Below are 24,441 nucleotides of genomic sequence, written 5' to 3' on the forward strand. Positions count from 1 at the left end.
TCCAGCCCTCTCGTCGGCGCGGATGCTCTGACAACATTGCGGCGAGCGTTGGACCGGCAAGCGCCCAAAGCCCAAGCGATTGCTTGTCACTTCAGCGTAAATCTGGCAGTAATTCAGCCCGAAGATATGTCAGCGTTGCTGACCTTAAGGCGGCGCTCGCTCTTGGAAGCTCTGTTTCATTTTCATGGTCGCCGCTCGACACGCGTCGCGGCCAACGTAAATGAGAGGGCTCGCAAAGCGATGCGTCCCTTGCCTTGCGCCCGAACGCGAGACGAGGACGTGAGGGATTCGCAATCGACGTTGCGGACCTGCGTGCGGGGGATGCGAGAGTCGGGCTGTGACGATTTCGGTCACGCCTACGACAGTTTTATGGTTCGATGAGCGGGCGGGAGGGGCGCAGAAAAAGGCGCGCCGTCCTGTCGAGGAGACGCCAAAATGACGAAAGCCGCCGAGCACTTCGCTGAAGCCGGACCGCAGTCGCTCGGCCGCGACCCCGCTCTTCCGCAGGCGCAAGGGCTTTATGACCCCGCCAAGGAGCACGATTCCTGCGGGGTGGGCTTCGTCGCCAACATGCGCAACGAGAAGTCGCACGCCATCGTCGAGATGGGCTTGCAGATCTTGCTCAATCTCGATCACCGGGGCGCCGTCGGCGCGGATCCGAAGCTCGGCGACGGCTGCGGCATTTTGCTTCAGATCCCCCATGCGTTCTTCAAAGCGGAGTGCGCGAAGCTCGGCATAGAACTTCCCGCCGCCGGCGATTACGCCATCGGGCAGTTTTTCCTGCCGCGCGATCCAGAAACGCGCGCATGCGCGCGCGGCATCATCGATAAGTCGATCGAAGAAGAGGGGCTCGTCGTTCTCGGCTGGCGCGATCTTCCCGTCGATTCGAGCGATCTCGGCGAGGCGGTGAAGGCCGTCGAGCCGCATCACGCGCAAATCTTCATCGGGCGGGGGCCGAACGTCGCTGACGCCGACATCTTTGAGCGGCGCATCTATCTTGCGCGCAAAGCGGCCTCGAACGAAATTTACCGGCTCGGCAACGGCGGACGGGAGTTTTACGCCGTCTCGGTCTCGTCGCGCACCATCGTCTACAAGGGCATGGTGCTCGTCTCGCAGCTCGGCGAATATTTCCTCGATCTCAAGGATGAGCGTTTTATTTCGGCGCTGGCGCTCGTGCATCAGCGCTTCGCGACGAACACCTTCCCCTCCTGGCGGCTTGCGCATCCCTATCGCTTCGTCGCGCATAACGGCGAAATCAACACGCTGCGCGGCAATCTGAACTGGATGGCGGCGCGCCAGGCGTCGGTCTCCTCGCCGCTGTTTGGTGACGGGATCAGCAAGCTGTGGCCGATCTCCTATGAGGGTCAATCCGACACCGCCTGCTTCGACAATGCGCTCGAATTCCTTGTGCGCGGCGGCTATTCGCTCGCGCATGCGGTGATGATGCTGATTCCGGAAGCCTGGGCCGGCAATCCGCTGATGGACGCCGACCGCAAGGCTTTCTACGAGCATCACGCGGCGCTCATGGAGCCGTGGGACGGTCCCGCCGCCATGGCTTTCACCGACGGTCTGCAGATCGGCGCGACGCTCGACCGAAACGGACTGCGGCCTGCGCGCTATCTCGTCACCGACGACGGTCTCGTCGTCATGGCTTCGGAAATGGGCGTGTTGCCGATTCCCGAAGAGAAGATCGTGACCAAGTGGCGTCTCCAGCCCGGCAAGATGCTGCTTGTCGATCTGGAGCAGGGACGCATCATTTCCGACGACGAGATCAAGAAGACGCTGTCGAACTCACATCCATACAAGGAGTGGCTGGCGCGCACGCAAATTCAGCTCGAGGATCTGAAGCCCGTCGATACCCGTCCCGCCCGATGGGACGTGTCGATGCTCGACCGTCAGCAGGCCTTCGGCTATACGCAGGAAGATCTCGATCTTTTGCTTTTCCCAATGGCCGTCACAGGCCAGGAGGCGATTGGCTCGATGGGCACGGACACGCCCGTGTCGCCGCTCTCCGACAAGGAGAAGCTGCTCTACACCTATTTCAAGCAGAACTTCGCGCAGGTGACCAATCCGCCGATCGATCCGATCCGCGAAGAGCTGGTCATGAGCCTCGTGTCCTTCATCGGTCCGCGTCCCAACATTCTCGACCACGAAGGCTCGGCGAACAAGAAGCGCCTAGAAGTGCGCCAGCCGATCCTGACGAGCGAGGATCTCGAAAAGATCCGCTGGATCGGCACGGTCGAGGATAGTTTCGACACCAAGACGATCGACGTCACTTACGACGCCGCAAAGGGCGCCGAAGGCATGCACGCCGCGATCAAGCGGCTATGTCAACGCGCCGAGGAGGCGGTCAGCGGCCGCTACAACATTATCATCCTCTCGGATCGCATGGTCGGGCCAGACCGTATCCCGATTCCGGCGCTGCTCGCGACCGCGGCGGTGCATCATCATTTGATCCGCAGGGGATTGCGCACCTCCGTTGGCCTCGTCCTCGAGACCGGCGAGGCGCGGGAGGTGCATCATTTCTGCTGTCTCGCGGGCTACGGCGCCGAGGCGATCAACCCTTATCTCGCCTTTGAGACGCTCATCGCCTCCGCTGAGGAGTTTCCCTCCGACGTCGACGGTCCGACCGCCGTCAAGCGCTTCATCAAGGCGGTCGACAAGGGTATTCTCAAGGTGATGTCCAAGATGGGCATCTCCACGTACCAGTCCTATTGCGGCGCGCAGATCTTTGACGCTGTGGGTCTTGCGCAGAGCTTTATCGATGAATTCTTCACCGGCACGACGACGCGCATCGAAGGCGTCGGGCTCGAAGAAATCGCGCGCGAAACCGTGCGTCGCCATCGCCTCGCGTTCAGCGACGCGCCCGTCTACAAGGAGGCGCTCGACGTCGGCGGCGATTACGCCTACCGCATCAGAGGCGAAGCGCACAGCTGGACGCCGCAAACCGTGTCGCTGCTGCAGCATGCGGTGCGCGGAAATGCGCGAGACAAATATCGCGCTTTCGCCAAACTCCTGAACGAGCAGGACGAGAAGCTTCTCAATCTGCGCGGTCTGTTCCGCGTCAAAGGCGCCGAGGAGGACGGTCGGACGCCGATTCCGCTCGACGAGGTCGAGCCGGCGAACGAGATCGTCAAGCGCTTCTCGACGGGCGCCATGTCGTTTGGCTCCATCTCGCGCGAAGCGCATACGACGCTCGCCATCGCCATGAATCGCATCGGCGGCAGATCCAATACCGGCGAGGGCGGCGAAGAGGCGGATCGATTCAAGCCGCTGCCGAACGGCGACTCGATGCGCAGCGCCATCAAGCAGGTGGCGTCCGGCCGCTTCGGCGTGACGACGGAATATCTCGTCAACGCCGACATGATTCAGATCAAGATGGCGCAGGGCGCAAAGCCCGGCGAAGGCGGCCAGCTGCCCGGCGACAAGGTCGACGCGGTCATCGCCAAGGTGCGCCATTCGACGCCCGGCGTCGGCCTGATCTCGCCGCCGCCGCATCATGACATCTATTCAATCGAGGATTTGGCGCAGCTCATCTTCGACTTGAAGAACGCCAATCCGCGCGCCGCCGTGTCGGTGAAGCTCGTTTCGGAAGTCGGCGTCGGCACGGTCGCCGCCGGCGTCTCCAAGGGCCGCGCCGATCATGTGACGATCTCCGGTTTCGAGGGCGGCACCGGCGCTTCGCCGCTGACGTCGATCAAGCACGCGGGCTCGCCCTGGGAAATCGGGCTCGCCGAAACGCATCAGACGCTCGTGCTGAACAATCTGCGTTCGCGCATCGCCGTGCAGGTCGACGGCGGCTTGCGCACCGGCCGCGACGTGGTGATCGGGGCGCTGCTCGGCGCCGATGAGTTCGGCTTCGCGACGGCGCCGCTCATTGCGGCGGGCTGCATCATGATGCGCAAGTGCCATCTCAACACCTGCCCGGTCGGCGTCGCGACTCAGGATCCCGTTCTGCGCAAGCGTTTCGTCGGCTTGCCTGAACATGTCATCAACTTCTTCTTCTTCGTCGCCGAAGAAGCGCGCGAACTCATGGCCTCCATGGGTTATCGCAGCTTCGACGAAATGATCGGGCAGATGCAAATGCTCGACAAGGAGAAGGCGATTGCGCATTGGAAGGCGCGCGGTCTCGATTTCTCCAAGCTGTTCTTCAAGCCGCAGGGAGAAGGCGGCGCGATCCGTCACAGCAAGACGCAGGATCACGGCCTGGATAAGGTCCTCGACAACAAGCTCATCGCCGAAGCGCGCGCGGCGCTTGATCGCGGCGCGAAGGTTTCCATTGAAACGCCGATCCGCAACGTCGATCGCGCCACGGGCGCGATGCTCTCGGGCGAGGTCGCGCGCATCTACGGCCATGCGGGACTGCCCGAGGACACGATCGACATCCGCGCGACGGGCACGGCGGGTCAGAGCTTTGGGGCGTTTGTCGCGCGCGGCGTGACGCTGCGTCTAGAAGGCGAAGCCAACGATTATGTGGGCAAGGGCCTCTCGGGCGGCAAGCTGATCATCTATCCCTCGCGCGACGCCGGGCAGATTGATCCCTCAAATTCGATCATTGTCGGCAACACCGTTCTCTATGGCGCCATCGCGGGCGAATGCTATTTCCGCGGCGTCGCCGGCGAACGCTTCGCCGTGAGAAATTCTGGCGCGCTCGCCGTCGTCGAGGGCGTTGGCGATCACGGCTGCGAATATATGACAGGCGGCGTCGTGGTGGTTCTTGGACAGACGGGGCGCAACTTCGCGGCCGGCATGTCGGGCGGCATCGCCTATGTCCTCGACGAAGACGACGCGTTCTCGACGCGCTGCAATCTCGCCATGGTCGACCTCGAGCCGGTGCGCGACGAGGAGACCGTCATGACCGAGACCTATCACCAGTCCGGCGATCTGGAAGGCCATGGCCGCGTCGATGTGATGAGCGACATGACGCGCTTCGACGCCGAGCGGCTGCGTCAGCTGATCGCCAACCACCTGCGCTACACGGGCTCGACGCGGGCGCGCGACATTCTGGCGGATTGGCCAAATTACGTGGGCAAGTTCCGGAAGGTGATGCCGGTCGAGTATCGGCGCGCGCTCAATGAAATCAACGCGCGCAAAAACCAGCCGCAGCAGCTGAAAGCTGCGGGGGAGTGACCTGGACTACTGATGCGCGGAATGCTGGAGCTTAACCTTTGCCTTTGTCAGCAGTCATTGTTAAAGAGGTGGAGTCAGGCTAACCTGCTTTAAACTCGGCGGTTTTTCCTTGACGGCGGCAGGAAGCCTGATGCGAGAGGACTCTAGAGTTTACAGCTTGCCGCGCTGGCCCGCGATGCGCTGGCTTGTGAACCCGGGGCATGGCGCGAATCGCGACATCCAGGTGGCGTTGATTGGCGGGTTGTTCGGAACCCTGCCAGTCTTCTTTGGCGGCGTCATCAATACGATTGTCGTGTCGGGAGCGATTGCGGCGCGCGAACAGACGCTCCCTTTTGTCGCTTGGTTCGTCTTTGAAATCGTGCTCGGAGTCGTGCGTCTGATCGTGCTGAGCATCTCGCGTCGCGAGGCTCTCGCGCATCGCCAGACGCCGACCGATGTCTATCTCCTGCTTCAGCTTTTTTGGAGCAGCGGCGTCGGTTACGGCGCCTTTATAAGCCTCGCGGGCGGCGACTGGGTATCCGCGACGCTCGCTTGTCTGTCTGGGACCGCCATGGCCGGTGGCATCGGATTTCGCAATTTTGGCGCGCCGCGTCTCGCCGGCGCAATGATCCTGACGAGCCTCGGCCCGTTTCTGCCGGGCGCCGCCCTCTCTGGCGAACCGTTGCTTTATCTCGTATTTCTTCAGATTCCCCTCTATCTCGCCGCCATGATCGCTGCCGCCTATAGCTTGAATAAAATGCTTATTGCGACGATGCAGGCCGAGCGCCTGAACGACCATCGCGCCAAACATGATGCGCTCACCGGCCTGTCGAACCGCGTCGGGCTCGCCGCCGCGGTTGACGCGAACCTGAATAGCGCGCCGACGCACGGCGGCGATTTGGCTGTCCTTTTTCTTGATCTCGACAACTTCAAGGCGGTCAACGATACATACGGACACGCCGCCGGCGACAGGCTGCTCAAATCGGTCGCGGAGCGCCTCCGCCAGTCCTTGCGCGCGACAGACGTGGCGGCGCGGATTGGCGGCGACGAATTCGTGGTGCTCGCCAGGAGTTTGACGAGCGAGCAGGCGGCGGAGCTGAGCCACCGGCTGACGAATTCCATATCGGCGCCTTACGACCTCGGCGATGGCGCTTGCACGACGATTGGAGTCAGCGTCGGCGTAGCCCTGGTGCCCGAACATGGCGCAGACGCCGAGGCGCTGCTCGCGGTGGCCGACGAAGCGCTTTACGAGGCGAAGGCCCAGCGGCAGGTGAAATTGCTGCACGCCCTCGTTAAGGAGGATCAGTCTCGCGGCATCGCGCCGGCGGTGCGCGGCCTGAGCCCAAGCGCTCAATAGCGCTGCTGGCGACGGTCAGCTCCTGACGCCGAAGCTTCGCGGCTTGACGGCGACCCCTCGAAAGCGTTTAGAAAACGTCCAAGATTGCGGCGGCTCAGGGCGCTCGGGCCGGAAAGCGGATTCGCTTTTCCGGTGAGACTGCCGCGCCGATGAGAAATGCAGTTGCCGCCGCAACGCGCGGTGCGAGAGGTGCGCGATAAGATGGGTAAGGTGACCGGGTTTCTCGAGATCGACCGGCATGACCGCAAATATAAGCCGGCGGCCGACCGCATTCGCCATTATCGCGAATTCGTCATCCCCTTGTCGGACGAGACCACGCGCAGCCAAGCCTCGCGCTGCATGGATTGCGGGATTCCATTTTGCCACAACGGCTGTCCGGTCAATAATCAGATTCCCGACTGGAATGACCTCGTCTACCATGGCGAGTGGCGGCGCGCGCTCGTCAATCTCCATTCCACCAACAACTTCCCGGAGTTCACGGGCCGCGTCTGTCCGGCGCCCTGCGAAGCGTCTTGCACGCTGAACCTCCAAGACCAGCCGGTCACCATCAAGACCATCGAATGCGCGATCATCGATCGTGGCTTCGAGCAGGGCTGGGTCGTTCCCGAGCCGCCCAAGCGCAAGACAGGCAAGAAGATCGCCGTCGTCGGCTCCGGGCCGGCGGGACTTGCGGCGGCGCAGCAGCTCGCGCGCGCCGGCCATGACGTGCATGTCTACGAAAGGCAAGCAAAGGCCGGCGGCCTGCTGCGCTACGGCATTCCCGACTTCAAGATGGAGAAGCACCTCATCGACCGCCGCGTTCAGCAGATGGAGGCGGAAGGGGCGGTGTTTCACTGCGGCGTTCATGTCGGCGTCGATCTATCCGCCGCCGATCTGGTCGCAGGCCATGACGCCGTTGTCCTCGCCGGCGGCGCCGAACAGCCGCGCGATCTGTCGATCCCGGGCCGTGAATTGCGCGGGGTTCACTTCGCCATGGATTTTCTGCCGCAGCAAAATCGCCGGGTCTCGGGTGAGCCGCTGTCAACCAACGAGCCGATCCTCGCCACCGGCAAACATGTCGTGGTCATCGGCGGCGGCGACACCGGCTCAGACTGCATCGGCACCTCGGTGCGCCAAGGGGCGCTTTCGGTCACCCAGCTCGAAATTATGCCGCTTCCCCCCGAGAAGGAAAACAAGCTGCTGACGTGGCCCGACTGGCCGCTGAAGCTGCGCACGTCTTCCTCACACGACGAGGGCTCCTCGCGCGAATTTTCGGTGCTGACGCGCGAATTCGAAGGCGCGGAAGGCGCGGTGAAGGCGCTGCGCTGCGTGCGCGTCGACGGGAAAATGCAGGAAGAGCCCGGGAGCGACTTCAGGCTCAAGGCCGATCTCGTGCTTCTCGCGATGGGCTTTGTGTCGCCGGTGCGCGAAGGCCTGCTTGAAACGCTCGGGGTTGATCTCGATTCGCGCGGCAATGTTGCAGCGGACACGCGCGCCTACCAGGCGTCTCGCGACAAGATCTTCGCCTGTGGAGACATGCGGCGCGGACAATCGCTCGTCGTCTGGGCCATTCGCGAGGGACGCCAATGCGCCCACGCAGTGGACGAATTCCTGATGGGCGAAACCAATCTGCCAAGGTGAGAGTAAATGGTCAGTGAAAAGCTAAATCTCTGGTATTGTGATACCTTCGTCAGCACGCCCTGGCAGTTTTACCTTCTCATCGTGCCGCTCTTGGGGGCCTTCTTCTATGGCCGCGGGAAATACAAGCTCGCCTGGTCGCTGATCGGCGTTTGGCTCGGCATCCAATTGATCTTTTCGGCGCTCACCAATCTCGTGTTCTCTTGCTCGCTCGAATAGGGCGCAAAAGAAAAGGCCCCGGGAAACCGGGGCCTTTCGTTTGACAGAGAGCCGGCTTACAGCACGACGACCGTGGCGCCCACCTTCACGCGGTTGAACAGATCGGTCACGTCATTGTTCAGCATGCGGATGCAGCCCGACGAAACCGCCTGTCCGATCGTCCAGGGCTCGTTCGAGCCGTGGATGCGGAACATCGTGTCGCGATTGCCCGAGAAAAGATACATCGCGCGCGCGCCCAGCGGGTTGTCCTCGCCGCCCGTCATGTGGCGCGGCAGATCTGGACGGCGCTTCAACATCGCCGCCGGAGGCGTCCAATCCGGCCATGCTTCCTTGCGGCCGATGTGCGTCCGGCCTTTCCAAGTGAAGCCCTGGCGGCCGACGCCGACGCCGTAGCGCACGGCCTGTCCGTTCGACAGCGACAGATAGAGATAGCGGTTGTTTGTGTCGACGGTGATGGTGCCAGGACGCTCATTGGTCGGGTCCTGCACGATCTCGCGCGTCGTGGTCGGATATTCGCGCGCGAGCCGCGCGTCTTCTTGATCCCCGTAGTAGGCCTGCGGGTCCTGCGCGCCGTAATTGGCCTGCTGATCCTGACCGCCGTAATAGGCCTGCTGCTCACGCGCGTCATAGTAGGACGCGGTCATCTCCTGCGCGCTCGCTGGCGGATCAAACAGCGCCATGAAGGAGCTTTCCTGCGCGTATACGGCGGAAGACGAAAGTCCCACGAAAGCGGCGACGGCGGCGACCTTCAGAAAGCGGCTGGCGTTGAATTCACGGCGGGACATGACGGCGGCTCCACAATTTTTCTCTGTCGTGCAGAGAGAATGCAAAACCACCGAAAAGCGTTCCGTGCGCGAACGCACAAATCGTTAGCGCGGCTGAGAAGGGGCGTTCGCCGCCGGGCGCCAGCTGTAGTCGTCGGCGCGATTGCTGCGCGGATTCTGATCCCCGCCCTCGACGAAAACATGCCGCGCGAGCGCCTGCGCGGGCGTGCCGGCGTCCGCCGCGGCTTTGCCCGCCGGGGTTCGCTTGGCGAGCTCTGTCGCCGCTCCGGCGCCCGTCAGTTGCTGCGTCGGGCCGACGGCAGGTCGTTCGGGCAAGCTCGGCGCCGCCGACGGCCCGCCGACGGGCGAGCGGAATACGATCGGCTGACCGTCCGCTGGGGCCACCGCCACTGGTTGCTGGGGCGGAGTCGCACCCGCCGCCTCGGGCTGGGGCGTCGCCGGCGCGCCAGCGACTGGCGCCTGCTGGCGAGAGGCGTCGTAATATTTCTTGATCTCGCCTTCGACGAAATGGGCGACGCTGCGCGCGCCGGCATTGGTGAAGTGCACGCCGTCCGCAGAGCGCAGCTTGACGATCTGGCCGTTGATGTCCGGCCCGAAAGCGCTGTACTGCCCATGTTCGTCGGTCATCGCGTCCCAGAGATCGACATAGGGAATATTGGCGTGGGCCGCGCGCGCCTTGAAGATTTCATTGAGCTGCGCCATGTCGGCGGACAGGCGCTCGTTCTTCATGACCGGCAGACCGACCCAAATGACCGGAATATTCTTTTCCTTGAAAGCCGCAATCACCGCGTCGACCCGCGCTGCGTAGATCTCGCGCCAGCGCGGCGACAGCGGCTCGATTGATTCTTCGCCCTGCTGGATCGCTTGACGATCATTGCTGCCGAGCATGACGACGGCGACATTGATCTTTTGCGGGTCGGCGGCGATCTCTTTCGCCGCCTTGGGCCAATCGTAGAAGTCTTCGCGCACGAGACCGCTGCTCTCCCGGCCTTTTCGAAGAATGGCGACATCGGGGCGATCCGAAAACCCGTCTTTCAGGCCGTTGGCGAGAAGCAGTCCCAGGGTGTCGCCGATCGTCGCGACAAAGAACGTCGGCTGGGTAACGGCCGTGTTCTGAGCCTGGTCGGGGGCGGCGCCGTCCGTACGCTTCGCCGCGCGTCGCGGATTGTCCGTCTGGCCGTGCCAGTATGTCGGGGCGCGATTCTCGCGGTGCGGCATGATCCGTCGCACTCTTGGCTCGCCGCGAGGCCCCCAGCCATGCTGCGGATGGCCGCCAAAGATGCCGCCAAAGAATTCCGTAAAGGGGTCCTGCGCGAAGGACGCGCCGGGCGTCGCGCTCGTCAACAATGCGCCAAGAAAGAGCGCCATAATACGGCGCAGGGTTTGTACGCTCCTAGACATAGCCGCCATTATAGCGCGTCCCGAACGTCTTGGCATCCTTGTTGCGATTCTTCGCTTAATAGTGTGCCGCATAGCCTTGACGCATGGAGCGGTTTTGGCGTCAATCGTCAGCAATTGGGATATAGGAGAAGCGAGATGCGGCGCCGTAACCGGGGATCTGGCCGAGTTTGGACGCGAGCCGCCGCGACCGCGCTTTTCGCGCTTGCTGCGGCCACGGCGGCCGCCCAGCCCGCACGCGAGGAAAACCCGCCGGCCGAATTTCGAATTCTACCTTACTCCGGCCTGACGCCCTACTGCATCGATCCGACGATTCTCAACGAAGTCGTCAAGGGTTTTGCTGCAAGAGAAGCCTGGTTTTGGAATTCGCCTCTGGTCATTGTGGCCTTTGACGGCGTCGAGGACATCGGCGCCCGCAACAACGGCCTGAGCTATATTCCCCGTCGCTATTGTCGCGCACTGGCGCTTTTTAACGACGGCGTAAGACGCGAGGTCGTCTACAATATTGGAGAATCCTTGGGCTTTATCGGCGCGGGACCTGGCGTGACATGGTGCGTCGTCGGGCTGGACCGCAATCATGCGTTCAGTCCTAATTGTCGAGCCGCAGGGCCTTAGCGTCCTTTTGCAGAGTCTTTTGAAATGAGAAGAGTTTTCGTTCGTTGCGCCGCATGGGCGCTCATTGTCGGCGCGGTGGCGTCAGGCGGATTTTTCGGCGCTATCGCGAAGGAAGGCGACTGCACGGCGGAGGATTGCGCCAATCGCGCGGCCTCGCGGGTCGGCGCGGCGCATGACTTCGACTTCTACGTGCTGGCGCTCAGCTGGTCGCCCGGCTTCTGCCTAGGCGTCGAAGGCGCGCGCGACCAATGCGAGCCGGGAAAGGGACTCGGCTTCGTCGTTCACGGGCTTTGGCCGCAGTATGAAAGCGGCGTCCCGAGCGAATGTCCGGGCGCGCGCTCTCCATCGCGCGTCGCGATCGAAAAAGCGGCAGGCTTGTTTCCCGACGAGCGGCTGGCGCGTTACGAGTGGCGCAAGCATGGAGTCTGCAGCGGCAAAAGCCCGAGCGACTATTTCGCCGACGTGGCGCGCGCCCACGCCGCCCTGGCCATCCCGCCGCTTTTCGTCAAGCCCACCCGCGACCAGACCTTTACGCCGATCGACGTCGAGCGCGCCTTCTATGAAGCCAATCCTCGGCTGCGGCCCGGCATGATGGCGGTGTCCTGCCGCCGGGGCGTCATGGACGGCGTACGCATCTGCCTGTCCAAGGACCTGCGCGAGTTTCGCGCCTGTCCTGCCGTTGCGCAGCGCGGTTGCCACGTTCGAGAAATCAGCGCGCCGGCGCCGCTGTAGCCATATGAACTATCGCCACGGGTTTCACGCCGGCAATTTCGCCGACGTCTTCAAACATGCGCTGCTTGTGCGCCTCCTGGTCTATCTGAGGCGCAAGGAGACGCCGTTTCGCGTGATCGATACGCACGCAGGAGAGGGCGCCTATGATCTTTCAGCGGAGGAGGCGGAGCGCACGCGCGAGTGGCGCGGCGGCGTTGGACGTCTCGCTGATCTTTCCGGCGCGAGTGCGGAAGTTCGCGCGCTGCTTGCGCCCTACATCGATTGTCTCGGGTCGCGCGATCACGAGGGAAAGCCCGCGCTCTATCCAGGTTCGCCGGCGATCGCGCAGAAATTGATGCGCTCGCAGGACCGCGCCATTTTCTGCGAGCTGCGGCCTGACGCCTTCTTGGCGCTGCGTCGCCGGTTCGCACGCGACGAGCGCGTTAAGGCGATTCATATCGACGGCTATGTGGGGCTAGGCGCTTATGTCCCGCCGAAGGAGCGGCGCGGGATCGCGTTGATTGATCCGCCTTTCGAGCGCGAGGACGAGTTCGAGGCCGCTTTTGACGCCTTCATTAAATCATATGCAAAGTGGAATTCTGGAATTTACGCCTTGTGGCATCCCGCAAAGAGCGATCGGGACGTTCGAAAATTCCAAAGCAGATTTAGGGAAAGCGGCATACGCCGCATCCTGCAGCTTTCGTTGCGCATTGGCGGAAATGGAGAGGGATTGCGCAGCTGCGGAATGGCGGTCGTCAATCCGCCATTCGTGTTCGAAGCAGAGGCGCGAACGCTCCTTGCCTTCCTCGCTGCACGGATGGCGCAAGGCGAAGGCGCGGGCTGCGAGATTGCGTGGCTCGCGGGCGAATGAGCTGATCAAGTTTCCGAGCCGGCTTTGGCCGGCCTCGGAAGAGTAACTCAAACTCAGGAGCGCATTGTCGCGCTCACCAGCGGCGGCGCCAACGACGACGCCGAGCTCGCCGCCAATATCGACGGCGGCGCCACCAGCTTTTTTCGATCGTTGCGTTCTCCATGTCTTCAGGCGTGGCGACGCCGAGTTCGGGGCGCGCGGGAGTCACTCCTTCTTGCGGCGCCAGACCAGGAAGCGCCTGCGCTTGCGACACGACGACAGTCGCGCCAAGGCCGGCGAGCAGCGCCGTAATGAATGTGCGTCGTTCCATCTTAACCTCTCCCTGCCAGCAGGACTTGAACTGCTGCGCCGTCATGCATGGTCGGTCTTTCGACATCTGGCCCAATATGCGCGCTTATCAAGTCCATCTCGCGGAGTCCCCAAGGTTGATGGTCCCCATAACGCCGTTGTTGGTTTCGTAATCCGATGGTAGGAGCGGCCATGCTCATCTTGCGTTATTCTCCCGCTTCGCCCTACGCCAGGAAGATCCGAATCGCCGCCGAATTGCTCGGCTTGTCGAAAAGGATCGAAATCGTAGCCGCCGATGCGGCCGATCCCGCCGACAGTCTGCGGCGTCAAAATCCCCTCGGTAAAATCCCGACGTTGGTTATGGAGGACGGATCGTCGCTGCATGACAGTCGCGTCATCGCCGAATATCTGGATCATCTCGCCGGCGGCGGGCGGATTATTCCGACCGAACCGATGGCCCGCTTCGCGGCCTTGCGGCTGCAAGCGCTCGGCGACGGGATCAATGACGCCGCTCTATTGATCCGCTATGAGACCTTTAACCGCCCAGAAGCATTGCGTTACGAGGAAGCGATCGCGCTTCAGCAAGGCAAGATCGATCGGGCGCTCGGCGCGCTCGACGCCGCTCCGCCAGCCGGTTCGGTCGACATCGGCCATATCGCGGTCGCCTGTGCGCTTGGCTATCTTGATTTGCGTTTCTCTGGCGCATGGCGAGAGAACCACCAGCGTCTCGTCTCGTGGCTTACGGAATTTGCACGCGCCGTCCCGGCCTTCGACGCGACGAAGGTCTAATTCGGCCCCAGCGCATATGGCGCCTGTCCGGGAGATCTGCTCTGCCAAGAAGCGAAGCTGTCAGCCTATTTGCTGGCGATTTCGCTTGGCGGCTTCCACTCGCCCCCAGCCGAGGGACCAGTCTGTGCGTCTGGGATGCGCAGTCGTTGACCCGGTTGGATTTTGTCGGGATCCGTCAGCATCGGCCGATTGGCCTCGAAGATCTCCATATATTTGGCGCCCTTGCCGGCGCCGTAATGCTCTTCGGCGATCTTCCACAGCGTGTCGCCTGGCTTCACGACGTAGAAGGTCTCTGTAGCGGACGACCCTGCGGCTGCGGGCTTCTCTTCGACCTTAGGGGTAGCCGCGGCCGTTTTCTTGAGCGCGTCTGGGGCAGGCCCCGGTTTGCCTTTTCCGGTCAGAAAATCCAAAAGTCCCATGCTGGAGTCTCCTTCGTAGGTCCGGCCATTCACGCCGGATGCGACTGATCTATTGTAGCGCTCCGCTCGCAACTCGCGAGTGTAGGCGTGTCCGAAAGGCAGCGCTAGGGCGCGACTTCCGAGCAATCCTAGCCGGCCAGCAGCGGGTTATGGCGGCGAAAGGCGCGCCGTCTCGCGAAAGCGCGCAAAATCTCCTATACCCCTCGCCATGACAGATGCCCCCGTAGCGACCGTGCGGACCGCCCTTTACCCCGGGAGTTTCGACCCGTTGACCTTTGGCCATCTCGACGTGATGGGGCAGGGTGGGGCGCTGTTCGATAAGATCGTGGTCGCCATCGGCGTGCACCACGGCAAGGAGCCCTGGCTCTCTTTCGACGAGCGCGCGGCGGTCATTCGCGCCGCCTGCGCCGGACTGGGCGCATCTTGCGCATTCGAGGTCGCGCGCTTTGACGGTCTTGTCGTCGAGGCGGCGCGCCAGCACGGCGCCTGCGCCATTCTACGAGGTTTGCGCGACAGCGCCGATTTCGACTATGAGATGCAGATGGCGGGGATGAACGGGACGCTCGCGCCCGACATTCGCACTGTTTTCCTGCCAGCTTCGCCAGGGCTACGCCATGTCAGCGGAACCTTCGTGCGCCAGATCGCGGCGCTTGGCGGCGACGTGTCGGCCTTTGCGCCGGCCGCCTCCGTCGCCGCACTTGAACGCGCCGTCAAAAGGCGCGGCAACAAATAGGGGGGCTTCATGAATTTCACGCGCCGTCTCATCCTTGCCGCTGCGGCCGCCGCCGCGCTTAGCGCCATGCCTGCCAGCGCGGCAGATGATCGTCTGCTCTACCTCGACACGAAGGACGGCCGCGTCACCATCAAGCTGCGGCCTGATCTCGCGCCCAAGCATGTCGAGCGTATTGAGAAGCTCGCGAAGGAGCATTTCTACGACGGTATTGTCTTCCATCGCGTCATAGACGGCTTTATGGCGCAAGCTGGCGATCCAACCGGCACCGGAATGCAAGGTTCGCGCTATACGGATCTGAAGGCCGAGTTTACGGATACGCCGTTCAAGCGCGGCACAGTTGGAATGGCGCGCGAAGGCGGCGACGTCAATTCCGGCAATTCGCAGTTCTTCATCGTCTATGCAGACGCGCCGCAGCTCAACGGCAAATACACCGTATTCGGCGAGGTGGTCTCCGGCATGGACGTCGTCGACAAGATCAAGAAGGGTTCAAAGTCCAATAACGGTATGGTCGAGAATCCGGACAAGATCATCAAGATGCGCGTCGCTGGCGACGAGAGCTGAGATCCAAATGCGTTATGTCCGCGCTTGTCGGGCATAACGTAGCCGCCCCCTCCGCAAACAGCCGGGCCATGCCCGGTTGCAGCGCGTGAAGGACCGGCTTTTAGACAAGTGGAGAGGGAAACAGAATGACCGAAGCCGCCGACACCATGACGCTTGAGACGACGAAAGGGCCGGTCGTCATCAAATTTCGTCAGGACCTCGCGCCCAATCATGTCGCGCATATCAAGAAGCTCGTCTCGGAGGGCTTCTATGACGGCATCGTCTTCCATCGCGTGATCGACGGCTTCATGGCTCAGACCGGATGCCCGCGCGGCACGGGCACGGGCGGGTCGCAATATCCAGACCTCAAGGCAGAGTTCAACAGCACGCCGCATGTGCGCGGAACCTGCTCGATGGCCCGCGCGCAAAGCCCCGACAGCGCCAATTCGCAGTTCTTCATCTGCTTCGATGATGCGCGCTTCCTCGACAACAAATATACGGTTTGGGGCGAAGTGATCTCCGGCATGGAGAATGTCGATAAGATCAAGCGCGGCGAACCGGTGAAAGATCCCGACAAGATCGTTAAGGCGACGTTGGGTTGATCGAGTAACTCTGCAGCGTCGAGCTTCTGTTCAAGCATGCGCCCGCAGCCTTGGGCGCATGTGCAGTAAAGACCTGAGTTCGACGCGAGATTCGGAACTATCTCTCCAGACGCTGGTTGCAAAGTATCGTTCGCCGAGACGGGCGAGCGGAACAGTGGAGAGTATCCGATGAAATCGCTCAAGTTGTTGATCGCTACAGTAGCGGCGATCGCGCTTTCCGCCAGCGTGACAGCGAATGCAGCGCGCGATCGCACGGGCGCGAGTTCCAGCAAAAATCAGACTCAGTCTCGCAGCACTCAGCAGGAAAAGCCGGGCCAAGCCGTCAAGGATGCGGAGGATACGACATCTCGCAGCGGCTGGCGCGAGATGGGTCGCGATGACGACGCCGCGCCGAGCTGGCGAGGCAGCGCCGCGCGCGAACGGATGCGCGATCAGGACAGCCAGCCGGGCATGGACCGCACGGGCATGGACCGCACGGGCAGGGATCGGCAGACGACGAGAGGACGATCCGCCGCTGAAATGCGCGAATTGGAGCAGCTCGGCTCCGCCCGCGTGATTTTTTATAGGCTCGGACCTACCGACATGCGCATGTCGCAGCTGATCGGCAGCGATGTCCGCAATCTGCAGAATGACGACATCGGCGAGATCGAGGACGTCATCTTCGACAATAACAGGAATTTGCGCGCGGTCATCGTCAGCGTCGGCGGTTTCCTCGGCATCGGCGAGCGCCATATCGCGATTGACCCGTCATCAATGGTCGTTTCCCGGAACGAAGATGGCGAGGTCGAAGCGGTTGTGAACACGACTAGCGACGATCTGCGGAACGCTCCGGAGTTCCGATTCGACGAGCGTCGCCGGCGCGTCGGCTCATACCAATAAGCTCTCGCGGCGGCGCCGGTTGATCGGCAATCGGCGCCGCCGACCGTTCTGGCTTGACCTGACGGAGCTTATGGTTTTTGCAAGCTCCTTATGCGCGTCGACCTCTTCGACTTCAACCTTCCGCAAGATAGCATCGCTCTTCGGCCCGCCGATCCCCGCGACAGCGCGCGTCTGCTCGTCGTTCCGGCCGGCGGATCCTTCCAGGACAGGATTGTTCTCGATCTACCGGATTACCTTCGTCCGGGAGACGCGCTCGTCGTCAACGACTCGCGCGTCATTCACGCGCGGCTTTCCGGTCGGCGCTTTCGAGACGCGTTGAGCGCCCATGTCGAAGCGACGCTGATCGAACGGCTGGACGCTTCCCGCTGGCGCGCGCTGATGCGCCCGGCCAAGAAGCTCACGACGGGAGATCGCATTCGCTTCGCGCGCCGAGGCTGCGCGAAAGACGATGAGATCGGAAAGGCTGAGATTAACGCTCGCGTCGAAGCGAAAGGCGAAGACGGCGAGATCACGCTCGCTTTCGAGCTTCACGGACCGGCGTTGGACGAGGCGATCGAACAGTCGGGCGTCATGCCCCTCCCGCCTTATATCGCCGGCAAGCGTTCGGCCGACGCGCGCGACGAAAGTGACTATCAGACGATCTTCGCGCGCGAAGCGGGCGCGGTCGCCGCGCCGACCGCCGGCCTCCACTTCACGCCGCAGCTGCTCGCAGCGATCGAAGCGCGCGGCGTTCGTCTTTACCGCGTGACGCTGCATGTGGGCGCAGGCACCTTTCTTCCCGTGAAGGCGGAGGACACGGACCTGCACAGGATGCATGAGGAGTTCGCGCGACTTGACGCTGAAACGGCGCAGGCGCTGAACGAGGTGCGGGCGGGAGGCGGGCGCATCGTCGCGGTCGGCACGACGGCGCTGCGCGTGCTGGAAAGCGCCGCGGACGACGCCGGACGGTTTGCGCCTTATGGTGCGCGCACCCGGATCTTCATCACGCCCGGCTACCGTTTCCGCGCTGTCGACATGCTGCTCACCAATTTCCATCTCCCGCGCTCGACGCTGTTCATGCTGGTCGCCGCGTTCGCCGGCCTCGAGCGCATGAAGGCCGCCTATGCGCATGCCATCGAAAGCGGCTATCGCTTTTATTCCTACGGCGACGCTTGCTTGCTTCAGCGTTGCGAAAAATGAGCGCCGCCCGAGACGTGCGCATTGTAGCGCTGTGGCGCGACGATCCGAAAGAAGCGCCGATGACCATTGATGCGCGGATTGACGATGCGCGCATCGTTTCGACATGGGATCTTTTCGGCGCATTTGCTCTCGACGCCGATGGCCTGCGTCCATTCATTCTACGGCGCGACGGACGAATCGACTTCGGTGTTGGAGAGAGCTGGCGATCTGACTTGCGCGAAGCGACGATAAAGGTCGGGTCAGAGTTCTCTGTGTGGTTCAATGAAAGCGACAGCGGCCGCTATCGCATCGTGAAGCTCGCCGTACTCGGCGCGAAGGACAACAAGTGACGCAGGGTTTTTCCTTTTCTGTCCTCGCGACCGACGACCTTGCGCGTCAAGGCGAAATCGTTACGCCGCGCGGAACAATCCGTACGCCCGCCTTCATGCCGGTCGGCACCGCGGCGACGGTGAAGGCGATGTTCGTTGAAGACGTGCGCGCCGCGGGCGCCGACATTCTGCTCGGCAATGTCTATCATCTCATGCTGCGGCCGGGCGCAGAACGGATCGCGCGGCTGGGCGGATTGCATGAATTCATGCGCTGGCCCTATCCGATCTTGACGGATTCCGGCGGCTTTCAGGTGATGTCGCTTGCGAAGCTGCGCAAGCTCGATGAAAGCGGCGTGACCTTCCAGTCGCATATCGACGGTTCGCGACATCACCTGTCGCCCGAGCGCTCGATGGAAATTCAGGATCTCCTCGGGTCGGACATTCAGATGCAGCTCGACGAATGCGTGCGCCTGCCATGTTCGGAAGGAGAGGCCGAACGCGCCATGCGTCTTTCGCTGCGTTGGGCCGAGCGTTCACGTAAGGCGTTTTGCGAACGCCCGGGCCGGGCGGTGTTCGGCATTGTGCAAGGCGGCGAGTCGAAGCGGCTTCGGATCGAAAGCGCCCAAGCGCTCGCCGGCATGGATTTCCACGGGATCGCCGTCGGCGGTCTGGCCGTCGGCGAACCTCAGGACGTGATGCTCGACATGCTTGAGACGACCGCCCCGCATTTGCCCGAATCAAAACCTCGTTATCTGATGGGCGTGGGCGCGCCTGACGACATCGTTCAGGCCGTCGCGCGGGGTATCGATATGTTTGATTGTGTGATGCCGACTCGCGCCGGCCGCCACGGCCTCGCCTATACCCGCCACGGACGGGTGACGCTGCGCAATGCGCGCCACGCCGACGATCCGCGGCCGCTCGACGAGCGGTCATCCTGCCCCGCCGCGCGCGACTATTCGCGCGCCTATCTGCATCACCTCGTGAAGGCAGGGGAAATCCTCGGGATGATGCTGCTGACGCAGGCCAATGTCGCCTATTATCAGGAGCTGATGGCAGGCCTGCGCGTGGCCATCGGCGCCGGGCGCCTCGCCGACTTCATCGCCGAGACGCGCGCCAAATGGATCGAGGGCGAAAGCGCTTAAGTCACCTCAGCCGAGTTTACGGACCAGATAATATGGTTTACGAAAACAATATTCGGCGGGGGCGGAGCATGGGCCGCTACCATGAAGAGCTCACCAGAAGATTTTTGATCGGCGTTCGGCTGGAAGCGCCAGCAAATGCTCGTCGGCAGACGCATCTGCGACGCGAGAGCGTTCGCGCGCGCCCGTCAAAATCCAAACTGGCGTCGATGGAGAATGGGATGTCGCATCCTGGCGAAATTCTTGCCCGTCATCTGCAGGACCTCGGCCTGACCGCGTCGGATCTGGCGCGTGATATCGACGTGCCGGTGAATCGGGTCACCGCGATCATTAATGGCCAGCGGGGGGTCACCGCCGATACGGCGCTGCGACTCGGACACTGGTTTGGCGTCCAGCCCGAAGATTGGCTCGAGTTGCAGACGCAATATGAGCTTTCGCTCGCGCGCCGCGCGGCCGGAGCGAGGATCAAGTCATTGCCGAGCCTCGCCGATCGTCAGCGCGACTGAAGCATGGGCGCAGTTCAAAAGCTCGCGGAAACGGAATTTTTTCACGACCTGCTTTGGTCCGCAGAATTCGGCGCGGCGACCCGCGCCGTTGTCGCTGACGGCGTTCCTTATTACATCAACGCCTTTTGGACCGCCGGGCAAAGACGCGCGCATCCGCTGCATGAGATCAGCTATCGCGCCTGTTTCAAGCCGCAGCTCCCGGCTTTTTTCATCGATCGGCTGACGCAGCCGGGAGACGTCGTCTGCGATCCTTTCATGGGCCGCGGCACGACCATCCTGCAGGCGGCGCTGATGGGGCGGACGCCCATCGGCTCTGACGCCAATCCGCTGTCGCTGCTGCTGACGCGCCCGCGGCTGCGGCCGCCTGCGCTTTGCGATATCGAGGCGCGGCTTGCGGCCGCGCCCTGGGGGCGCGGCGAGGTTGAACGCGAAGACCTTCTCGCGTTTTACCACGCTGAGACGCTGCGGCAGATATGCGCGCTGCGCCGTTATTTGCTGATCCGCGCAAATGATGGCCGCCTCGACGCCGTGGATGGCTGGATTCGCATGGTGGCGCTCAATCGATTGACCGGCCACTCGCCGGGATTCTTTTCAGTCTATACGATGCCGCCGAACCAGGCCGTTTCCGTTAAGGCGCAACTGAAGATCAATGCGCGTCGCGCACAATCGCCGCCGCGGCGCGATATCGCCGAGCTGATTTTCAAGAAATCGCGCGCGCTTCTGGCGGAGGACGCGCCGGCTGCCTGCGACGCGCAACTCGTCGTGGCGAATGCCGCCCGTTTGGAGCATATCGCCGATGCGACAGTCGATCTCGTCGTAACGTCGCCCCCTTTTCTCGACGTCGTCGACTATCGCGGCGACAATTGGCTGCGCAACTGGTTTGCGGGAATCGACGTCGAAAGCATTCGCCTCTCGCAACTTCGCGCGCCGGAAGACTGGCGCGCGATGACTCGCAACGTTTTCCAAGAACTGGCGCGTGTCGTGAAGCCGGGCGGTCACGTCGCTTATGAAGTTGGCGAGGTCAGGGGCGGGGCGCTGCCGCTCGAACAACTGGTCTGGCGCGCGCTCGACGATCTCCCGTTCGAGCGATTGGGCGTGCTCGTCAATGAGCAAAGCTTCACGAAAACCAGCAATTGCTGGGGCGTCGCCAACAATGTGAAGGGCGTCAACAGCAACCGAATCGTGATCGCGCGTCGCTTTTGACGTCGCATCAGCCGGCGCGCAGCAGGCGCACGGCGTCGTCGCGTTCGAAGAGGTAGAGCAGGGCGCGCAGGGCCTGGCCTCTGTCGCTCGCAAGCTCGGGATCGCGACGCAGAATCAATTCGGCGTCATCGCGCGCCACGGCGAGGAGACGCGCGTGGGCGGAAAGGTCGGCGAGCCGAAAGCTTGGCAGACCGGCCTGCCGCACGCCGAGAATTTCGCCTTCGCCGCGCAGTCGCAGATCTTCTTCAGCGATGCGAAATCCGTCCTCAGTCTGGCGGATGATCATCAGCCGCGCCTTCGCCGCGTCGCTCAACGGGCCCTTGTACAGAAGCAGGCATGAGGATTTTCCCGAGCCGCGCCCAACGCGTCCGCGCAGCTGATGCAGCTGCGCAAGGCCGAAGCGCTCGGCGTGCTCGATGACCATGATCGTCGCTTCCGGAACGTCGACGCCAACTTCGATGACCGTGGTCGCGACCAGAATTTTGACCTCGCCGCGCTGAAAGGCTTCCATCACAGCGTCCTTCTCGCCGCCTTTCATGCGGCCGTGAACGAGGCCGACCGCCGCTCCGAAAAGCTTCGAGAGATCCGCATGGCGCGCTTGCGCTGCGGAGAGGTCCAACTCCTCATTTTCCTCGACGAGCGGACAGACCCAATAGGCCCGCGCGCCCTCCGCCAATGCGCGCCGCAAGCCGCCAATCACCTCGTCGATTCTCTCGGCCGGTAGCGCGCGCGTCGCGATCGGCGTGCGGCCGGGCGGCTTTTCGTCGAGCGCCGAGCAATCCATGTCGCCGAAGGCGGTCAGCGCCAGCGTGCGCGGGATGGGCGTCGCGGTCATCACCAGCACGTCGACGGCGTCGCCCTTGGCGCCGAGCGCCAGCCGCTGCTCGACGCCGAAGCGATGCTGCTCGTCGACGACGGCGAGGCCGAGGTCGTGAAAAGCGAGATCGCTTTGCACGAGAGCATGCGTGCCGATGACGACGTCGACCTCCCCCACTCCAATGGCGGCGTGGAGCGCTGCGCGCTCGCTCGGTTTAGCGCGGCCTGTCAGCAGCGCGACGCGCAGTCCCGCGGACGCGAGCGCTGGCGTAAGCCGATCATAGTGCTGCCGCGCGAGGATCTCGGTCGGGGCCATCAAGGCGCTTTGCCGGCCGCTCTCGGCGACGCTCGCTATGGCGAGCGCCGCGACGACAGTTTTGCCGGATCCAACGTCGCCCTGAACAAGCCGCAGCATGCGCTGTTCCGACGCAAGATCGGCGCGGATTTCGTCGAGCGTGCGCTGCTGCGCGCGCGTTAAGCGAAATGGCAGGGCGGATTCGATCGCTCGGGCGTAGCGGCCGTCGCCCTTGTGCGCGCGACCCGGAGGGCGGCGCATCTTGGCGCGAATGAGGCGCAGCGCGAGCTGGCTCGCGAGCAATTCATCGAGCGCGAGACGCTGACGGGCGGGATGCTGCGACGAGAGCGCATCGGCGCTTGCCGGCCGGTGCGCGGCGCGCAGCGCCTCGGCAAACGCGGGAAGCTTATTGGCGGCGAGAACGCTGGCGTCCTGCCATTCTGGAAGGTTCGGCAGGCGCGTCAGCGCTTCTTCCGTCGCGCGTAAGACATACCGCGCCTGCAGGCCTTCGGTGAGGCCATAGACGGCTTCAAATGCGGGGAGCTTCGCCAGTCCGGCTTCGTCGAGCACGCGGTCCGGATGCACGATCTGGCGGCGCCCGTCATAAAGCTCGATGCGTCCCGAAATCCAGCGCGTCGCGCCAAGCGGCAGGCTGCGTTCGATCCAGTCGGGGTTGGCGAGAAAGAACACGAGTTCGACATCGCCGGTGTCATCCTCGACGAGCACGCGATAGGGCGATTTCGAATATCGGCCCTGAGGGCGACGATGCTCGGTGACGCGCGCCTTCAACACCACCATCGTCTCGAGCGGCGCGGCCGCGATCGTGGGCCGCACGCTGCGGTCTATGACGGTCGACGGAAGATGAAAAAGCAGATCGACGAGGCGCGCTTCCGTCCCCGGCTTGGCGAGCAGCCGGTCGAACAGCCTGGCGGTTTTCGGTCCAACGCCAGGCAGTGCGGCGACGCGACCGAAGAAGGGGTCGAGCAGGGAAGGACGCATGAAGGTTCAGTTCAGCTCGCCGGCGCGGAACGGGTCACTTGATCTCGACATCGTAGCTCGGCGCGCCGTCCGCGCCTTTGTAAGTGAAATGCCACCATTCGCGCGGAAAATTTTCAAAACCGTGGCGGCGCATCAGCGTCACGAGCGCGTCGCGATGCGCCCGCGCCGTCTTTGAGGTTTTGGCTTTCGTCCATGAGCGCGTATCGAAAAAATCGAATGGCGTGCCGAAATCCCAGCCTTTAACGCCGATATCGACGGCCAATCCCGTCGAATGGGTGGAATGTTCGGCGATATAGCCCTCGGGAAACAGCGCGCTCTTGGCGAGGCGCGGATAATGTTCGGTCTTCGTCCGCTGGTCGGCGTTGCGCGACCAGTCGACGAATGCCGAAACGGCGCGCAGCGGTCGGTAGCAATCGTAGACGACGAGCGAAATCCCGCGCGCGCGCGCATCCTTCTGCGCGGCGGCCAGCGCTTTGGCGGCGTCAGTGCGCAGCCAGCATTGCGGCGCCTCATAGCCGGGGACCGGGGCGCCGGTGAAATTATCGGCGCCGGCATAGCGCATCTCCTGAACGATGGTCGGCGCAACGTCAGCCAGGCGTGCGAAGCCTGGCGGCGGCTCGCCGGCGTGCGCATATGGCGCGGAAAGCGCCCCGATAAAAAGAAACATCACTCTGCGCATGGCGGCTCCACGTGCGTTGGCGCAATTCGCTGCTCCCGAACCCCGACTATAGGTCTTTCCAACGCAATCGGGAGGCCTTTGATGTCCGAGAAACTCGCGCCTTTCGCCGGCCTCACTCTTGCCGCTCTCGCCGCCGCGATCGCATGGGGCGCGACGGCGCTCGCTGGCGATCGTTGCAAGGCGACGGGCGCCATGGGCGCTTCGATCGCCCTCCACGATCAGCGCAAGACTGTCATCGGCGTTATTGAAGACGGCAAGACTATCATCGTGCAGCGCTATGGCGAGGACGATCACGGTAAGCCCTGGGCCTATGTGGCGAGCCCGGGCGGCAAACGGCTGGGCTGGCTTTATCGCGAATTTATCCGCTGCAGCTAAGACCGCCGCT

Annotated in this window: 23 protein-coding genes and 1 pseudogene; 18 read left to right on the forward strand and 6 right to left on the reverse strand. The window is 63.0% G+C overall.

What is annotated here, in order from left to right; genetic code table 11:
• Positions 1-435 precede the first annotated feature (435 nt).
• The 4 genes from gltB (at position 436) to IYX23_RS08090 (ending at position 8,302) form a co-directional block, all read left to right on the forward strand.
• The gene (gene gltB, locus IYX23_RS08075) at positions 436-5,130 is read left to right on the forward strand and encodes a glutamate synthase large subunit (RefSeq protein WP_196392409.1); all 4,695 of its coding nucleotides are present in this window, start codon (positions 436-438) and stop codon (positions 5,128-5,130) included.
• Positions 5,131-5,260: 130 nt separating this feature from the next.
• A complete protein-coding gene (locus tag IYX23_RS08080) occupies positions 5,261-6,466 on the forward strand; it encodes a GGDEF domain-containing protein (RefSeq protein WP_196392410.1) in 1,206 nt (401 codons plus the stop codon).
• A gap of 201 nt (positions 6,467-6,667) precedes the next feature.
• Positions 6,668-8,086, forward strand: coding sequence for a glutamate synthase subunit beta (locus IYX23_RS08085; RefSeq protein WP_196392505.1), 1,419 nt, complete (start codon positions 6,668-6,670; stop codon positions 8,084-8,086).
• A 6-nt stretch (positions 8,087-8,092) separates the two neighbouring features.
• Positions 8,093-8,302, forward strand: coding sequence for a hypothetical protein (locus IYX23_RS08090; protein WP_196392411.1), 210 nt, complete (start codon positions 8,093-8,095; stop codon positions 8,300-8,302).
• Between the two features lie 56 nt (positions 8,303-8,358).
• Here the strand turns inward: IYX23_RS08090 and IYX23_RS08095 are convergent, their stop codons facing one another.
• Positions 8,359-9,087, reverse strand: a complete 729-nt coding sequence (locus IYX23_RS08095; protein ID WP_196392412.1) for a L,D-transpeptidase — start codon at positions 9,085-9,087, stop codon at positions 8,359-8,361.
• Positions 9,088-9,171: 84 nt separating this feature from the next.
• Complete coding sequence (locus tag IYX23_RS08100) at positions 9,172-10,488, reverse strand: SGNH family hydrolase (protein ID WP_196392413.1); 1,317 nt, start codon at positions 10,486-10,488, stop codon at positions 9,172-9,174.
• A gap of 135 nt (positions 10,489-10,623) precedes the next feature.
• On the opposite strand from IYX23_RS08100, the gene IYX23_RS08105 reads away from it, so the two are divergent.
• Genes IYX23_RS08105 through rlmJ form a run of 3 tightly spaced genes read left to right on the forward strand, consistent with a single transcriptional unit; the run spans position 10,624 to position 12,682 of the window.
• Complete coding sequence (locus tag IYX23_RS08105) at positions 10,624-11,100, forward strand: hypothetical protein (RefSeq protein ID WP_196392414.1); 477 nt, start codon at positions 10,624-10,626, stop codon at positions 11,098-11,100.
• A 24-nt stretch (positions 11,101-11,124) separates the two neighbouring features.
• Positions 11,125-11,832, forward strand: a complete 708-nt coding sequence (locus IYX23_RS08110; protein ID WP_196392415.1) for a ribonuclease T — start codon at positions 11,125-11,127, stop codon at positions 11,830-11,832.
• A 4-nt stretch (positions 11,833-11,836) separates the two neighbouring features.
• Positions 11,837-12,682 (forward strand): 23S rRNA (adenine(2030)-N(6))-methyltransferase RlmJ, encoded by an 846-nt coding sequence (gene rlmJ / locus IYX23_RS08115; RefSeq protein WP_196392416.1) that lies wholly within the window; start codon positions 11,837-11,839, stop codon positions 12,680-12,682.
• A gap of 73 nt (positions 12,683-12,755) precedes the next feature.
• Here rlmJ and IYX23_RS08120 read toward each other — a convergent pair whose 3' ends face one another.
• Positions 12,756-12,992, reverse strand: a complete 237-nt coding sequence (locus tag IYX23_RS08120; protein WP_196392417.1) for a hypothetical protein — start codon at positions 12,990-12,992, stop codon at positions 12,756-12,758.
• 170 nt (positions 12,993-13,162) lie between these two features.
• Here IYX23_RS08120 and IYX23_RS08125 point away from each other — a divergent pair, with 170 nt between their 5' ends.
• Positions 13,163-13,759: a glutathione S-transferase family protein gene (locus IYX23_RS08125; protein WP_196392418.1), complete on the forward strand. Its 597-nt coding sequence runs from the start codon at positions 13,163-13,165 to the stop codon at positions 13,757-13,759.
• A gap of 65 nt (positions 13,760-13,824) precedes the next feature.
• On the opposite strand, the pseudogene IYX23_RS20245 reads toward IYX23_RS08125, so the two are convergent.
• Positions 13,825-14,046, reverse strand: a pseudogene (locus IYX23_RS20245) (LysM peptidoglycan-binding domain-containing protein); the annotation flags it as partial.
• A 340-nt stretch (positions 14,047-14,386) separates the two neighbouring features.
• Here IYX23_RS20245 and coaD point away from each other — a divergent pair.
• From coaD to IYX23_RS08175, 9 genes are all read left to right on the forward strand, one after another.
• Positions 14,387-14,911, forward strand: a complete 525-nt coding sequence (coaD, locus tag IYX23_RS08135; RefSeq protein WP_196392420.1) for a pantetheine-phosphate adenylyltransferase — start codon at positions 14,387-14,389, stop codon at positions 14,909-14,911.
• 9 nt (positions 14,912-14,920) lie between these two features.
• Positions 14,921-15,472 (forward strand): peptidylprolyl isomerase, encoded by a 552-nt coding sequence (locus tag IYX23_RS08140; RefSeq protein WP_196392421.1) that lies wholly within the window; start codon positions 14,921-14,923, stop codon positions 15,470-15,472.
• Between the two features lie 125 nt (positions 15,473-15,597).
• Positions 15,598-16,053, forward strand: a complete 456-nt coding sequence (locus IYX23_RS08145; protein WP_196392422.1) for a peptidylprolyl isomerase — start codon at positions 15,598-15,600, stop codon at positions 16,051-16,053.
• A 168-nt stretch (positions 16,054-16,221) separates the two neighbouring features.
• Positions 16,222-16,932 carry a PRC-barrel domain-containing protein gene (locus IYX23_RS08150; protein ID WP_196392423.1) on the forward strand — a complete coding sequence of 237 codons (711 nt, stop codon included), beginning with the start codon at positions 16,222-16,224 and terminating at the stop codon, positions 16,930-16,932.
• A 90-nt stretch (positions 16,933-17,022) separates the two neighbouring features.
• Positions 17,023-18,111, forward strand: coding sequence for a tRNA preQ1(34) S-adenosylmethionine ribosyltransferase-isomerase QueA (queA, locus tag IYX23_RS08155; protein ID WP_196392424.1), 1,089 nt, complete (start codon positions 17,023-17,025; stop codon positions 18,109-18,111).
• The gene (locus tag IYX23_RS08160; protein WP_196392425.1) at positions 18,108-18,440 is read left to right on the forward strand and encodes a hypothetical protein; all 333 of its coding nucleotides are present in this window, start codon (positions 18,108-18,110) and stop codon (positions 18,438-18,440) included. The genes queA and IYX23_RS08160 overlap by 4 nt, the downstream gene beginning before the upstream one ends.
• Positions 18,437-19,561, forward strand: coding sequence for a tRNA guanosine(34) transglycosylase Tgt (gene tgt / locus IYX23_RS08165; RefSeq protein WP_196392426.1), 1,125 nt, complete (start codon positions 18,437-18,439; stop codon positions 19,559-19,561). Before IYX23_RS08160 ends, tgt begins: the two co-directional genes overlap by 4 nt.
• 218 nt (positions 19,562-19,779) lie before the next feature.
• A complete protein-coding gene (locus IYX23_RS08170) occupies positions 19,780-20,064 on the forward strand; it encodes a HigA family addiction module antitoxin (RefSeq protein ID WP_245434835.1) in 285 nt (94 codons plus the stop codon).
• A 3-nt stretch (positions 20,065-20,067) separates the two neighbouring features.
• Entirely contained in the window at positions 20,068-21,267 is a 1,200-nt protein-coding gene (locus IYX23_RS08175) for a DNA methyltransferase (protein ID WP_196392428.1), read from the forward strand.
• 7 nt (positions 21,268-21,274) lie between these two features.
• Here the strand turns inward: IYX23_RS08175 and recG are convergent, their stop codons facing one another.
• Complete coding sequence (recG, locus tag IYX23_RS08180; protein WP_196392429.1) at positions 21,275-23,377, reverse strand: ATP-dependent DNA helicase RecG; 2,103 nt, start codon at positions 23,375-23,377, stop codon at positions 21,275-21,277.
• A 34-nt stretch (positions 23,378-23,411) separates the two neighbouring features.
• Positions 23,412-24,056: a M15 family metallopeptidase gene (locus IYX23_RS08185; protein WP_196392430.1), complete on the reverse strand. Its 645-nt coding sequence runs from the start codon at positions 24,054-24,056 to the stop codon at positions 23,412-23,414.
• A gap of 81 nt (positions 24,057-24,137) precedes the next feature.
• Here IYX23_RS08185 and IYX23_RS08190 point away from each other — a divergent pair, with 81 nt between their 5' ends.
• A complete protein-coding gene (locus IYX23_RS08190; protein ID WP_196392431.1) occupies positions 24,138-24,431 on the forward strand; it encodes a peptide-binding protein in 294 nt (97 codons plus the stop codon).
• The last annotated feature ends 10 nt before the right edge of the window (positions 24,432-24,441 follow it).

Source organism: Methylocystis sp. L43, assembly GCF_015709525.1.
Lineage (GTDB): Bacteria > Pseudomonadota > Alphaproteobacteria > Rhizobiales > Beijerinckiaceae > Methylocystis.

What these genes read in the sequence shown, in the direction of transcription:
- gltB (WP_196392409.1), top strand. Translation starts at nt 436, where the DNA reads ATGACGAAAGCCGCCGAGCACTTCGCTGAAGCCGGACCGCAGTCGCTC.
- IYX23_RS08080 (WP_196392410.1), top strand. Translation starts at nt 5,261, where the DNA reads ATGCGAGAGGACTCTAGAGTTTACAGCTTGCCGCGCTGGCCCGCGATG.
- IYX23_RS08085 (WP_196392505.1), top strand. Translation starts at nt 6,668, where the DNA reads ATGGGTAAGGTGACCGGGTTTCTCGAGATCGACCGGCATGACCGCAAA.
- IYX23_RS08090 (WP_196392411.1), top strand. Translation starts at nt 8,093, where the DNA reads ATGGTCAGTGAAAAGCTAAATCTCTGGTATTGTGATACCTTCGTCAGC.
- IYX23_RS08095 (WP_196392412.1), bottom strand. Translation starts at nt 9,087, where the DNA reads ATGTCCCGCCGTGAATTCAACGCCAGCCGCTTTCTGAAGGTCGCCGCC.
- IYX23_RS08100 (WP_196392413.1), bottom strand. Translation starts at nt 10,488, where the DNA reads ATGTCTAGGAGCGTACAAACCCTGCGCCGTATTATGGCGCTCTTTCTT.
- IYX23_RS08105 (WP_196392414.1), top strand. Translation starts at nt 10,624, where the DNA reads ATGCGGCGCCGTAACCGGGGATCTGGCCGAGTTTGGACGCGAGCCGCC.
- IYX23_RS08110 (WP_196392415.1), top strand. Translation starts at nt 11,125, where the DNA reads ATGAGAAGAGTTTTCGTTCGTTGCGCCGCATGGGCGCTCATTGTCGGC.
- rlmJ (WP_196392416.1), top strand. Translation starts at nt 11,837, where the DNA reads ATGAACTATCGCCACGGGTTTCACGCCGGCAATTTCGCCGACGTCTTC.
- IYX23_RS08120 (WP_196392417.1), bottom strand. Translation starts at nt 12,992, where the DNA reads ATGGAACGACGCACATTCATTACGGCGCTGCTCGCCGGCCTTGGCGCG.
- IYX23_RS08125 (WP_196392418.1), top strand. Translation starts at nt 13,163, where the DNA reads ATGCTCATCTTGCGTTATTCTCCCGCTTCGCCCTACGCCAGGAAGATC.
- coaD (WP_196392420.1), top strand. Translation starts at nt 14,387, where the DNA reads ATGACAGATGCCCCCGTAGCGACCGTGCGGACCGCCCTTTACCCCGGG.
- IYX23_RS08140 (WP_196392421.1), top strand. Translation starts at nt 14,921, where the DNA reads ATGAATTTCACGCGCCGTCTCATCCTTGCCGCTGCGGCCGCCGCCGCG.
- IYX23_RS08145 (WP_196392422.1), top strand. Translation starts at nt 15,598, where the DNA reads ATGACCGAAGCCGCCGACACCATGACGCTTGAGACGACGAAAGGGCCG.
- IYX23_RS08150 (WP_196392423.1), top strand. Translation starts at nt 16,222, where the DNA reads ATGAAATCGCTCAAGTTGTTGATCGCTACAGTAGCGGCGATCGCGCTT.
- queA (WP_196392424.1), top strand. Translation starts at nt 17,023, where the DNA reads ATGCGCGTCGACCTCTTCGACTTCAACCTTCCGCAAGATAGCATCGCT.
- IYX23_RS08160 (WP_196392425.1), top strand. Translation starts at nt 18,108, where the DNA reads ATGAGCGCCGCCCGAGACGTGCGCATTGTAGCGCTGTGGCGCGACGAT.
- IYX23_RS08170 (WP_245434835.1), top strand. Translation starts at nt 19,780, where the DNA reads ATGTCGCATCCTGGCGAAATTCTTGCCCGTCATCTGCAGGACCTCGGC.
- IYX23_RS08175 (WP_196392428.1), top strand. Translation starts at nt 20,068, where the DNA reads ATGGGCGCAGTTCAAAAGCTCGCGGAAACGGAATTTTTTCACGACCTG.
- recG (WP_196392429.1), bottom strand. Translation starts at nt 23,377, where the DNA reads ATGCGTCCTTCCCTGCTCGACCCCTTCTTCGGTCGCGTCGCCGCACTG.
- IYX23_RS08185 (WP_196392430.1), bottom strand. Translation starts at nt 24,056, where the DNA reads ATGCGCAGAGTGATGTTTCTTTTTATCGGGGCGCTTTCCGCGCCATAT.
- IYX23_RS08190 (WP_196392431.1), top strand. Translation starts at nt 24,138, where the DNA reads ATGTCCGAGAAACTCGCGCCTTTCGCCGGCCTCACTCTTGCCGCTCTC.